Source organism: Halomonas jincaotanensis (assembly GCF_018448785.1).
GTDB lineage: Bacteria > Pseudomonadota > Gammaproteobacteria > Pseudomonadales > Halomonadaceae > Halomonas > Halomonas jincaotanensis.
The window spans coordinates 68,694-79,850 of sequence record NZ_JAHCLU010000020.1 but is presented as its reverse complement, the minus strand read 5'-3'; the positions used below and the strand labels follow the sequence as shown (position 1 = coordinate 79,850).

Annotated in this window: 13 protein-coding genes; 5 read left to right on the top strand and 8 right to left on the bottom strand. The window is 62.1% G+C overall.

Annotated features, from left to right (window positions below):
* Positions 1–164 precede the first annotated feature (164 nt).
* Positions 165–1,235, top strand: a complete 1,071-nt coding sequence (gene rlmM / locus KG088_RS16140; RefSeq protein WP_213827106.1) for a 23S rRNA (cytidine(2498)-2'-O)-methyltransferase RlmM — start codon at positions 165–167, stop codon at positions 1,233–1,235.
* Between the two features lie 12 nt (positions 1,236–1,247).
* Here rlmM and KG088_RS16135 read toward each other — a convergent pair whose 3' ends face one another.
* Positions 1,248–1,535 carry an antibiotic biosynthesis monooxygenase family protein gene (locus KG088_RS16135; RefSeq protein ID WP_213827104.1) on the bottom strand — a complete coding sequence of 96 codons (288 nt, stop codon included), beginning with the start codon at positions 1,533–1,535 and terminating at the stop codon, positions 1,248–1,250.
* 41 nt (positions 1,536–1,576) lie between these two features.
* Here KG088_RS16135 and tusA point away from each other — a divergent pair, with 41 nt between their 5' ends.
* Positions 1,577–1,828 (top strand): sulfurtransferase TusA, encoded by a 252-nt coding sequence (gene tusA / locus KG088_RS16130; protein ID WP_213827102.1) that lies wholly within the window; start codon positions 1,577–1,579, stop codon positions 1,826–1,828.
* 47 nt (positions 1,829–1,875) lie between these two features.
* On the opposite strand, the gene KG088_RS16125 is transcribed toward tusA, so the two are convergent.
* The 3 genes from KG088_RS16125 to KG088_RS16115 all read right to left on the bottom strand — a co-directional run bounded on the left by KG088_RS16125 (position 1,876) and on the right by KG088_RS16115 (position 5,198).
* Positions 1,876–2,592, bottom strand: a complete 717-nt coding sequence (locus KG088_RS16125) for a hypothetical protein (RefSeq protein WP_213827100.1) — start codon at positions 2,590–2,592, stop codon at positions 1,876–1,878.
* 64 nt (positions 2,593–2,656) lie between these two features.
* Positions 2,657–3,778, bottom strand: coding sequence for a DUF3080 family protein (locus KG088_RS16120; protein ID WP_250148311.1), 1,122 nt, complete (start codon positions 3,776–3,778; stop codon positions 2,657–2,659).
* A complete protein-coding gene (locus tag KG088_RS16115; RefSeq protein WP_213827098.1) occupies positions 3,750–5,198 on the bottom strand; it encodes an MATE family efflux transporter in 1,449 nt (482 codons plus the stop codon). The genes KG088_RS16120 and KG088_RS16115 overlap by 29 nt, the downstream gene beginning before the upstream one ends.
* Before the next feature lie 155 nt (positions 5,199–5,353).
* Between KG088_RS16115 and KG088_RS16110 the strand changes: the two genes are divergently transcribed.
* Complete coding sequence (locus tag KG088_RS16110; protein WP_319941458.1) at positions 5,354–5,917, top strand: elongation factor P hydroxylase; 564 nt, start codon at positions 5,354–5,356, stop codon at positions 5,915–5,917.
* A 3-nt stretch (positions 5,918–5,920) separates the two neighbouring features.
* Here the strand turns inward: KG088_RS16110 and KG088_RS16105 are convergent, their stop codons facing one another.
* A complete protein-coding gene (locus KG088_RS16105) occupies positions 5,921–6,418 on the bottom strand; it encodes a hypothetical protein (protein ID WP_213827088.1) in 498 nt (165 codons plus the stop codon).
* A gap of 1 nt (position 6,419) precedes the next feature.
* On the bottom strand, positions 6,420–7,307 hold the full coding sequence (locus KG088_RS16100; protein ID WP_213827086.1) for a TatD family hydrolase: 888 nt from the start codon (positions 7,305–7,307) through the stop codon (positions 6,420–6,422).
* A gap of 142 nt (positions 7,308–7,449) precedes the next feature.
* Between KG088_RS16100 and KG088_RS16095 the strand changes: the two genes are divergently transcribed.
* On the top strand, positions 7,450–9,372 hold the full coding sequence (locus KG088_RS16095; RefSeq protein WP_213827084.1) for an ATP-binding cassette domain-containing protein: 1,923 nt from the start codon (positions 7,450–7,452) through the stop codon (positions 9,370–9,372).
* 136 nt (positions 9,373–9,508) lie between these two features.
* On the opposite strand, the gene KG088_RS16090 is transcribed toward KG088_RS16095, so the two are convergent.
* A complete protein-coding gene (locus KG088_RS16090) occupies positions 9,509–9,964 on the bottom strand; it encodes a universal stress protein (protein ID WP_213827082.1) in 456 nt (151 codons plus the stop codon).
* 138 nt (positions 9,965–10,102) lie between these two features.
* On the opposite strand from KG088_RS16090, the gene KG088_RS16085 reads away from it, so the two are divergent.
* Positions 10,103–10,633 (top strand): preprotein translocase subunit YajC, encoded by a 531-nt coding sequence (locus tag KG088_RS16085; protein WP_213827080.1) that lies wholly within the window; start codon positions 10,103–10,105, stop codon positions 10,631–10,633.
* A gap of 6 nt (positions 10,634–10,639) precedes the next feature.
* Here the strand turns inward: KG088_RS16085 and slyA are convergent, their stop codons facing one another.
* Positions 10,640–11,083, bottom strand: a complete 444-nt coding sequence (slyA, locus tag KG088_RS16080) for a transcriptional regulator SlyA (RefSeq protein WP_213827078.1) — start codon at positions 11,081–11,083, stop codon at positions 10,640–10,642.
* Between the last annotated feature and the right edge of the window lie 74 nt (positions 11,084–11,157).

Sequence of the window (11,157 nt, the reverse complement as noted above, 5' to 3'; positions counted from 1 at the left end):
GGTCATCGTCAGGCACCTCTCCCGGCCCCCCAGCATCACGCGATGCTGGGGGGCTCTCGTGTGCGGGAAAGAAAAAGGCTGTGAGTGGAGGAAATGTGCCAAGCAGCGAGATAGGGCCTCGGCTGTTATCATGCTGCCTCCCTATTCTGACTCGGAGATCGTTCGTGACGACACCGCATGAGCTGCTGTTGTATTGTCGACCGGGTTTCGAGCCGGATCTGGCTGCAGAACTCGCCGACAAGACCTCCCGGATTGGTTGGCATGGTGAAGGCATTTTCGAGTCAGGAGCGGGCTTCGTCCGGTTCATGGGAGCGGACGAGGAGCCGATCAACGCGTTGCAACAAGCCTTGCCACTGAGCTCGCTGGTGTTTGCCCGCCAGAGCCTGGTGGCGCTTTCGCCACTGACGCTGATGCGGGAGGATCGCTTGTCGCCTATCGTTGAGCAGGTGGTGGATAGCGGCTGGAACTTTGAATCGATCTGGCAGGAAACGCCGGATACCAACGACGGCAAGGCCTTGTCGGGTCTGATCAAGGCGCTCGAACGACCGCTGGCGTCGCTGTTGAAAAAACGCAAGGCACTGCGTCGCAAGGCAGGAGCGAGGCGGCTTCACGTGCTGTGGTGTGCCGGTGATCGTGTGCAGTTGGGCATGAGCTTTCCCGGTAATCGCAGCGAGTCACCGGGCGGCATCAGGCGGTTGCGCTTTCCCCATGGCGCACCGAGTCGCTCGACACTCAAGTTGGAGGAGGCCTGGCATGAATTCGTACCTCGCGATGAGTGGGACGATCGGCTCGGGGAGGGCATGCAGGCGGCCGATCTGGGTGCAGCACCGGGGGGCTGGACCTGGCAGTTGGTGAGCCGTGGCATGAACGTCTATGCGATCGACAACGGCCCAATGGACAAGACCCTAATGGCGAGTGGTCTGGTCGAGCACCTGCGAGAAGATGGTTTTGTCTGGAAACCGCCCTGTCGTCTCGACTGGCTGGTCTGCGATATCGTGGACCGTCCGACGCGAGTGCAGGCGATGGTGGAACGCTGGTTGGTGCAACGCTGGTGTCGAGAGGCAATATTCAATCTGAAGCTACCGATGCGTCAGCGTTGGTGGCAGGTGAACGATTGTCTGGAAGGTCTCGAAGCTTCCCTCCGTGAAGCGGGCATTTCGGCGGCGTTGAGCTGTCGCCATCTCTACCATGATCGTGAAGAAGTCACGGTACATGTGCGTCTTCACGAGGCATAGAAAGGGTGTTGCTCAGTGAGTGGGTTCGTAGATACGAATGCGCTCGTCCTCCGTCAATAGCGGTAGCAGACGCTGCATGACCCGACTGCGTTCCTCGCTGGTGTACCATTCCTTCCAGGCGCGCAGGTCACGCCATTTGGTGATCATCAGCCGTCGGTCAACGCGTCCACTCTCGACAAGGCTCTCGCCGCCGATGAAGCCACGCACGCCGAGCGATTGATGCATGGCTTCCCTGGCAGCCGCCTCGTATTCCTCTTCGAGCCCGGGCATGATACGACGTTCGATAATGATCTTGATCATCAGACAGTTCCCTACTGATTTTTCCTGCAACGAGGTTATCGATGGATGATACCGCTGATACCCCTCCCGTTCATGACGCCGAACTCGATACCACGGGTCTGTACTGTCCAGAACCGATTATGTTGATGCACAACAAGGTGCGAGACATGGAGCGCGATGAGGTGCTCAAGGTCGTTGCCAGCGACCCGGCGACAATCCGCGACGTACCCAAGTTCTGCCATTTTCTGGGTCACGCGTTGATCTACCAGCGCGAACTGGGCGGTTGTTACCAGTATTTCATCCGATTGGGATGAGAGGCTTACCCGATATCAGGCCCAGCTATAGATCTCCCGTGCCTGTTTTAACCGCCGGCAGGCGACACAGCGTTGTCATGCATCACCATCAGCGCAAGTGCCTCCAGGGTGTCGGGATCCTCTCGGCGAATCCGATTGGCAATTTGGCGCTGGAAAAAATACACGACGCGATGCCGGCTATACCCCGGGTACAGGCAGGGATCGCTGGGCAGGATGGGGGTGGACTCCACGAGCCTTTCGTCGGCCAGCAGCGCTTCCACACGGCCATTATTGTAAAGGCGCCAGCCGAACACCTGCTTCAGCTGCCACGGGGCGTCATCCTCGTCCATGCACAGGGCATGGGTTCCCTGTGTTTCGGGGAGCTGCTGGATGAGGGTGGTTTCGTCGGTGTCCTCGTAATCGAAGTAGGCAGCGGCATGCTCCAATTCGAGCACCTTGTGTTCGGGTGCCGTCTCGAAAAGCTCCTCCGTTTCGGGGTCGCGGTAACCGACGAAGCTGCCATGGTCGGGATCGCCAAGATGATGGCAAGCCGTCAGCGCTTCCATCCAAGGCACCATGCCTACCACTTCGCCATCCTCGCGCAGCCCCCAGGCCAGCAGGGGCATGCCATAAAGGGTGTCTTCGCTCGACGAGAGCCGATAGACCATTTCCAGCCCATCCAGCTCGGGCGCCAATCGAATCAACCGGCGCCTGGCGCGCTGACGCTGGCGCATGGATTCCAGATCGATGACCCGGGCCGGACGAGTAGTCAGAGGGATCCCCATGATGTGCCTCCACGTGCTGCGTGATCACGGCATCGGCCTCGCGGCCGCTCAATAGCGCAATGCGTCAGTGTTGCACAACCAATAGCACAGACTCCCCCTGTAGGTTAAGTCCCATGTGTCCACGGCAGCGCTCCGCGAGCGACAGGCGCAATGCCTGATGGCGCTCCTTTGCTGCCGTGAAGGCGGGAAACGGGGCCTCAGCGGTTTCGAGAGAGAGCCAGCGACGCCGATAGGCTCGCACGGCATCGGGTGCCTCGATGTGGGCCTCGAGAAGCGCGTCGATCGCACCGAGCCAGGTAGTGCCAGCCGTCTCGAGCCTCTCGAGCCAGGCCGCCAGTTGCTGGGTTTCCTGGCGTTGCGCGAGTGCCGGCGTGAAGGCCTCGAGACGAGAGCAGACCGCTTGTTGGGTCACGGCGTTCTCGATCAACGCTGATGCCTCCTTGAGCCGCTGCTCGGCCAGCAACAACGTGCGTAACAGCTCGGCGGTAAAGGGACGCGACTGCAGGGCCTTGAGATGGCCTTCGAGGGTTGAGGAGTCGGGATGCCAGTCGGGATCGAACTGATGCAGGGTGGCCTCGCGCAGATACGCGAGGGCATCGAGCTGTGCTGGTGGAGGCTCGACTTCGCCGGGCATCAGAACCGAGCTGGCTCGCGAGAAGTTCTTGACCCACTCGTCTGAACCGAAGAGGGCATTCCAGCTGGCACGGGGTAACTGCTCGGTCTTGGTTTCAGTCAATCGGGCCAGACGCTCGCGGTCCACCTCGGCAAGAGTCTGGGGGACCTCGCTGTTCCAGCAGGCATCGAGCCGTCGCCATAGCGTCAACTCATAAAGCCAGCGCTGGCTGGCCGGTGCCACTCGTCCCAACTGATTATTGCGCTGCGCCACCAGATTGGTGATATGGCACTCACGCAGGGCAAAGATATTGAGCAGGCCGTCTCGGGTCTCGGGGATCTCGAAGAGGCGCTGATCCCGGTCGGGGAAGGCGCCGATATTGCTCGAAGGTTGCGGAGTGGGGGGCTCGAGTTCCAGAAGCTCAGCAAGCTGGTGCTGGTAATCGACGAGCAGGGCATCGCTCTCACCACTTCCGCTGCAACCGTTCAGGATCAGCAGCAACAGCACGCCCAGTGGTTTTTTCAACCAGTCGTGCTGGAAAGCCTTAGCGGCATGTGAGCCCGGCATTCCCATTCGCTACCTCCGTGGCCATCCGTCGCAGGCGTTCGCCCAATAGCAGCGCCGCCGCGGAAAGACCGGCAATCAGTCCGATCCAGTAACCATGGACCCCTAGCGGCTCGATCAAACCGAACAAGCCGTGACTCCCCAGCCAATGCCCGCCACCCAGTCCCACCACCCAATAGGCCACCAGGGTGATGAACATGATCACACGGGTGTCCTTGTAGCCGCGCAGGGCGCCGGCCAGGTTGACCTGTAGCGAGTCCGAAATCTGGAACATCATCGCCAGCACTACCAACGACAGTGCCAGTTGCTGGACCTCGATGTCATTGGTGTAAAGCGCGATGACCGGACGGGCCGTCAACCACAGCACCAGGCTATTGAAGAGCGCCACCAGTACCCCGATCGCGATGCCATTCCAGGCGACCAGGCGGGTGAGCTGATAACGCGCCTGGCCCAGGGTATTGCCTACCCTCACGGTGAGCGCCATGCTCAGTGATAGCGGCAGCATGAACAAGATTGAGGTGTAATTCAGTGCCACTTGGTGGGCGGCCACAGTCACCTCGCCGAGACTGGCGATGAACAGGGCAATCAGGGTGAATAGAGTCACCTCGACGAAGATCGCCACGCCAATCGGCACTCCCACGTAGAGCAAGTTACCGATCATGCGCCAGCGTGGTGGGGAAGGCGAATGCCACAGGGTGATATCGCCGTAGGCGTGGCTGCGGTGCGTATAAGCGGCCATGGCCAGGCCCATCACCCACATTGAGAGCGCCGTGGCGATCCCGCAGCCGAAAGCGCCGAGGGCGGGGAGTGACTGTATCCACTCCGGCAGCCAGCTGCCGAGGAGATCGGTGAGGCCGGCGCCGCCATAGATCAGCACGAAGTTACTGGGAATGTTGACCCCGAGGCCCAGCAGACTGATCCATAGCGACGGGCGGGTATGATTGACACCATCGGAGAATGCCCGCAATGCCTGGAAGAGAGCGACACCGGGCATGCCGAAGGCCAAGGCCGCAAGATAGGCCGAGGCGCCCTGTGCAACCTCGTCGGGCACCGCCATCAGGTGAAATATTGGCATCACGGTGAACCACAGCAGTCCTGCGGCCAGAACGCCGAGCATCAGGGCCACCCAGAGGGCTTGATGGACACGGGGGCGAATGCCGGCGGTGCGTCCGCCGCCGAGAAGTTGGGCGACGATGGGCGTCAATCCCATTAATGTACCGGTCATGAACAGCATCAACGGCAGCCACAGGCTGGAACCCACCGAGACGGCAGCGAGATCCGTGGCGCTCAAGCGGCCAGTCATCATGACGTCGACGACGCTCATTCCCGCCTGCGCGAGCTGGGCGCCGCAGATTGGCAGGGCAAGACGGATAAGCGGGCGCGTTTCTCGGCGACTGGCGGCCAGGAGGTCGGCGGCAAACTGAGCCAAGCGTGCTGCTCCATGCTGAAGGCGGGGAGATGTCTCAGCCACGGCGGGTGTGGCAAAGGCCCGACAGTCTATCAGCCGCGCCACGTTTTCGCCCGGCGCCCTCAACGCCTATAATGGCTGTTTTTCAGAGCACGCTATCCGCACAGGGAGCTTACGTGACGCATCGTCTCGAGGATGTCATCGCGCTATTCGATGGTCTCTTTCAGCCCACCTACGACACCTGCCTGATCCGGGGAGGCGAAGAACCACTGTACCTGCCGTCGGACGGTACCGCGCCGTTTCACCGGGTCATCTTCGCCCACGGCTTCTATGCCAGCGCCCTGCACGAAATCAGCCACTGGTGCATCGCCGGCGCTCGGCGTCGCCAGTGGGAAGATTATGGCTACTGGTACCTGCCAGACGGACGCGATGCCGCCGAGCAGCATGACTTCGAAGGGGTGGAAGTCGCGCCCCAGGCGTTGGAATTGCTCTTCTCGCGTGCCTGCGGCCTGGCTTTTAACGTCAGCGTCGACAATCTGGGCGGCGAGGTCGAGGTCGACCGTGAGGCCTTCCAGGCGAGGGTCGAGTCCCGTGCCGCTCGGTATCAACGTGACGGGCTACCGGGCCGTGCGGCGGCACTACAGCGCGCCCTGGAGGCCTTTTATCATCAAGGTGCCGACCTCGAGCACGCCGTGGCCGCCGGGCGGGCCATTCTTGCGCCTGCATTGATGCCGAGCTGACACTCAGTCTTCACCGCCCTCGAGTCGCTGATGCAAGTGCAGCATCACCTCGACCTCGTGGTCGGGGCGCATGGGCTCCAGGCCCAGTTCGCCGAAGAGCTCGCCTCGGGCACGTGACCAATCGTCCGACGCGAGGCTCGAATAAAGGCTCTCTGCCGGGGCGAGTTCCACGAAGGGGTCGAGACCATAGGTGTCGAAGAGCCGCGATAGGGCGGCCTCGTCATCACCGACGCCGGCCGTATAGAGGGTCTCGTTGAAATGATCGGTCTCCAGCTCGCGGATCACATCTAGCGGGCTCACGCCCATGCTGGTCAACTCTTCCAGGCTGTAGCCACCCAGCGCGACCAGCTCCTCGTTCAGCCAGTCGTCATCGGGCTGGATCAGCGTGTGTTTCACTCGTCCGTCGGGCAGCGACCAGGCGATAGCCAGGGGCAGCCCGCCTTCGTCACCGGTTTCCACGGCAATAAAGCCGGGTAGCTCGTTCGTGTCAGCGCCGGCCATGTCAGTGCTCCTCGCATTCGGGTGTCAGGGCGTGGTTCGTGGAGGCCAGGCGAAAGAACGCCCTGGCGGTGGCGGTGGTGGCCTCGGCCAGCTCGGCCTCGGGCATGCCCCGCCAGTGGGCGATCTCACGCACGATCCATGGCAGCAATGCCGGCTCGTGCCGCCGGCCCTTGAGCTTGGCCGGCAGATTGCGCGGCAGCAGGTAGGGACAGTCGGTTTCCACCATCAGCCGCGTCAAGGGAATATCACTGACCAGCTCACGCAGGTGGTGACCGCGCCGTTCGTCGCATAGCCAGCCGGTGAGGCCGATGTGCAGGTCGAGGTCGAGATAACCGTGGAGCGTATCGCGATCCGCCGTGAAGCAGTGCACCACGGCGTCATTGATGTCGTCACGCCAGGTATGGAGCATCTCGTGCATGCGCTTGCCGGCGTCGCGCTCGTGCAGGAAGAGCGGCAAGCCGCTCTCGGCCGCCAGGCCCAGTTGTGCCTCGAAAGCATGTTCCTGCTCGTCGGGCGTGGAGAAATTGCGATTAAAATCCAGGCCGCATTCGCCTACTGCGACGACGCTGGGGTCGCGGTGCAAGTCACTCATCGCTTGCGCCTGTGAGGCATTCCATTGGCTGGCGTCATGGGGATGCACCCCGGCGGTGGCGTAGAGGCCGGGGTAGCGCTCGGCGAGGGCCACCGCTTGCTCGGCGTGTTCCCGATCGGTGCCGGTGAGGATCAGGGTGGTGACGTTCGCCGCCCGGGCCCGCAACAGCACCGATTCGAGATCCGAACTGAAGCTGGCATGGGTCAGGTTGGCGCCGATGTCGACCAGTGGGCTCGGAGAACACCGTTGCAGCGCTTGGGGCAGGAAGTCGTCGAAACTGTCGGCGGGATCGACCAAGGCGGATCTCCTGTGTGGATCAGGCGCGTATTGTACGTGAGACCGGATGCGCGAGACAGGTACCCGAGCGTCCAGCCTCGCCACCACGCAGGCCCGGCCATGCGTTACACTAGCGCCCTCGATGAACGGAAGAGGTGAACGCGTGACCCTGCTACGTCTGGAACAGTTACAACAGGCCTATGGCAACCACAAGTTGCTCGACGGCGCCGACCTGGTGCTGGAAAAGGGCGAGCGCCTGGCGCTGGTGGGGCGCAATGGCACCGGCAAGTCGACGCTGTTGAAGCTCGTCGACGGCGAGATACAGGCTGACAGCGGCAGTATCTGGCGTGCGCCGGGGCTCAAGATCGGCGTGCTCGCCCAGGATCTCCCCGCGGCCTCTGGCAAGACGATCTTCGACATGGTAGCCGAGGGCTTACCCGAAGCTGGCGAACTGCTCTCCGAATACCATCACCTGATCCATGATGACGATCCCGACATGCGACGGATGGAGCAGCTGCATACCCGGCTGGAGGCTATCGATGGCTGGTCCTTCCATCAGAGCATCGATGTGGTGCTGACGCGCCTTGGGCTACCCCCCGATGCGGCAATGGCCGACCTCTCCGGTGGATGGCGCCGTCGTGTCGCCTTGGCACGTGCGCTGGTCGCCGAGCCCGACCTGCTGCTGCTTGACGAGCCGACCAACCACCTTGATCTGGACACCATCGCCTGGCTCGAAGAGCAACTCCTGGCCTTCAGCGGCGCGGTGCTGTTCATCACTCACGACCGTGCGTTTCTGTCGAAGCTGGCCACTTCGATCCTCGAGCTTGACCGCGGACGGCTGGGCCGTTATCCGGGCGATTACGCCAGGTATCAGGAGCAAAAAAACCACGAACTGGAGGTCGAGGCCCGGGAACACGCCGAGTTCGACAAGAAACTCGCCCAGGAAGAAACCTGGATCCGTCAGGGCATCAAGGCGCGGCGAACCCGCAACGAAGGACGAGTGCGGGCGTTGGAGCAGCTACGCCGCGAGCGCAGCGAACGCCGCGAACGTCAGGGCAAGGCGTCGTTGTCGGTTGATCGTGGCGAGCGCAGCGGCAAGCGGGTGGTGGAGCTTGAACACGTCACCCAGCGCTTCGCCGACGAGGTGGTGATCGACGATATCAGCCTGGAAATCCAGCGGGGAGACCGCATCGGTTTCATCGGTCGCAATGGTGCCGGCAAGACCACGCTGCTCAAGATCCTGCTTGGTGAGCTCAAGCCCACTGAAGGCAAGGTGAGCATGGGTACCAAGCTGCAGGTGGCCTATTTCGATCAGCTGCGCGCCGGGCTCGAGCTTGACAAGACCGTTTATGACAATGTGGCCCAGGGCAGCGACCGCATCAGCGTGGGCGGCCGCGATCGTCATGTGATGAGCTACCTGCAAGACTTCCTCTTCACTCCCGAACGTGTCCGTCAGCCCGTCAAGGCGCTCTCCGGCGGCGAATCGAACCGCTTGCTGCTGGCCAAGCTGTTCACCCAGCCAGCCAATGTGCTGGTGCTCGACGAACCCACCAACGACCTGGACGTCGAGACGCTGGAGCTGCTCGAAGAGCTGCTGCTCGACTTCGATGGCACCCTGTTGCTGGTTTCCCATGATCGCGCCTTCATGGACAACGTGGTGACCAGTGTGCTGGCCTTCGAGGGCGAGGGACGGGTTCGCGAGTACGTGGGGGGCTACAGCGACTGGGTGCGCCAGGGAGGTCGACTCCCACCGACTCCCTGGGAGGGCGCTGCTCGCCAACGGGTCGAGCCCGTAAAGGAGGCGCCGCAAGATCCAATACCGACTTCGACGCCGCCCTCACCGGCAAAGAAGGCGGTCAAACTGTCCTACAAGCTTCAGCGGGAACTCGATAGTCTACCTGCCGAGATCGAACGGCTCGAGGCTGCTGTAGCCGAATTGGAGACCCAGGCGGGTGACCCGACCTTCTATCAGCAGAATGCTGATACCGTCACCGCGACGCTACAGGCGTTGAACGATCGGCAGGCCGAACTGGAGTCGGCCATGGAGCGGTGGATGGCGTTGGAGGCGATGGCGGCTGGAGAGTAAGCGACGATTCGTTACTGCGCTTGATATCTTGGCCGCCAGCGGCGGCCAGACTCGTCATCCCATCAATCTTCTTTCGCGCGGCGCGAACCCTCTGCTTATCCAAGCATGAGATTGTCCAGTCGCTGGGAAGGTGGAATTACTCCGCGCTTTCCTCGCCTTTCTTGCCGACGCGCACGGCAAGCACGTCACAACGGGCACCGTGCAGCACACCGGTCGAGGTGGAGCCGAGCAGCAGGGCAAAACCATGGCGGCCGTGGGAGCCGACCACAATCAGATCCACGTCGTGCTCCTCTGAAAAGCGGTGAATCTCGGTATCAGGCATGCCGACCAGCACGTGCTGGTCCTCTTTGGCGACGTGGGGATCGGCAATCTCGGCTAGACGCTGCTTGGCGTGCTCGTCGAGTTGGTCCTGGATACTGGTCAGGTCCATGGGAATGTCGCCTCCGTAGGCGAAGCCCAAGGGCTCAAGGGTATGCAGGATAGATAGCTTGGCGTGGTTGCGATCGGCGATCTGCATCGCACGCTCCAGCACCCGGTGGGAGTCCTTGGTCAGGTCGACGGCGACCAGAACGTGACGATATTCGTTGCTCATGGTGTGGTTCTCCGTGGAGAGGTCAAGAGGCTGATGTTACTTCCACTCTAGAACGCCTGACGAAGCAAGACAACGACGTGCATCAAGGTTTACGCATCTTGGGTGCCGATGGTATTCCATGCCGAACGAGGAGGCCGCATGACCTGGCTGATCATTCTATTCGCCTTGATGCTGGTGATTTCGCCGGTGCTCTGGCTTAAGCCGAGTCCTCGGCAACAACGGGTGGTGCGCTTGCGCAATGCGGCCAGAAAGGCCGGTGTGGACGTAAAGCTTCGGACACCGCCGTTTCACGAGGCGCGCGGCGTCATGCCGTCCTATCGCTGGAGTTACCCCCAGCAGCAACCAGGCCCGGATTTCGTGCTGGTGCGCGATGCCCATGCAGCCGATGCGCTGACACCCTTCGCTCACGGCTGGCGCTGGCGTATCGAGCCGCTGCGTCCCCTCACTGCGGAAGCCCTGGCGCGGCTCGACGCACTGCTGACACGCCTGCCGATGGACGCCCAGTTGCTGGAATCGCACCCGACCGCACTGACCCTATGGTGGTGGGAGTCGCAGGATGCGAAGAGGTTCGCAACCTATTTAGAGGATTTCACTGCCTTGCGTGATGAACTGGCCGGTCGTCCTGACCGTCCCGAGGAGCATGCGCCGCTGGAAGGGCCCAAGCCGTGAGTTGGATCATGCGACAGATTGGCCTTCCTGAATGGCCAGGCCATTATCCTCGATACGCGCGAGCAGGGCGCTAAGTTGCTCGACCTCACTGTCGCTGAGACCGGCCAGCATCTCATGGCGTGCCTGAGTCACCACGTCGTCAATGCGTTCGATCAGGGGTGTGGCCTGCTGGGTCAGATACACGCGCTTGGTTCGCCGGTCCTGCTCGCAGGGGCGGCGCTCGATGAGGCCTTGGTCGGCAAGCTGGTCGAGCGTACGAACCAGGGAGGGGGCCTCGACGCCGATGACGCGAGCAAGGTCACACTGCGGCTGGCCATCGCCCAGTCGCCATAGATGATAGAGCGTTATCCAGCGGGTCTGGGTCAACCCCAGCGGTGCCAGGCGGTGGTCGATGACGGCGCGCCACAGACGCGGAACGCGGGATAGCTGGAAGCCGATATTCTGCTGCATGTCGCTCCTGGCTCCGTATGACATCGCTGGATTGTCCGAAGCGACATCGTGTAATGCAAGTGGATAAACCGCCG

What these genes read in the sequence shown, in the direction of transcription:
- KG088_RS16135 (WP_213827104.1), bottom strand. Translation starts at nt 1,535, where the DNA reads ATGATCAAGATCATTATCGAACGTCGTATCATGCCCGGGCTCGAAGAG.
- tusA (WP_213827102.1), top strand. Translation starts at nt 1,577, where the DNA reads ATGGATGATACCGCTGATACCCCTCCCGTTCATGACGCCGAACTCGAT.
- KG088_RS16125 (WP_213827100.1), bottom strand. Translation starts at nt 2,592, where the DNA reads ATGGGGATCCCTCTGACTACTCGTCCGGCCCGGGTCATCGATCTGGAA.
- KG088_RS16120 (WP_250148311.1), bottom strand. Translation starts at nt 3,778, where the DNA reads ATGGGAATGCCGGGCTCACATGCCGCTAAGGCTTTCCAGCACGACTGG.
- KG088_RS16105 (WP_213827088.1), bottom strand. Translation starts at nt 6,418, where the DNA reads ATGGCCGGCGCTGACACGAACGAGCTACCCGGCTTTATTGCCGTGGAA.
- KG088_RS16090 (WP_213827082.1), bottom strand. Translation starts at nt 9,964, where the DNA reads ATGAGCAACGAATATCGTCACGTTCTGGTCGCCGTCGACCTGACCAAG.
- KG088_RS16085 (WP_213827080.1), top strand. Translation starts at nt 10,103, where the DNA reads ATGACCTGGCTGATCATTCTATTCGCCTTGATGCTGGTGATTTCGCCG.
- slyA (WP_213827078.1), bottom strand. Translation starts at nt 11,083, where the DNA reads ATGCAGCAGAATATCGGCTTCCAGCTATCCCGCGTTCCGCGTCTGTGG.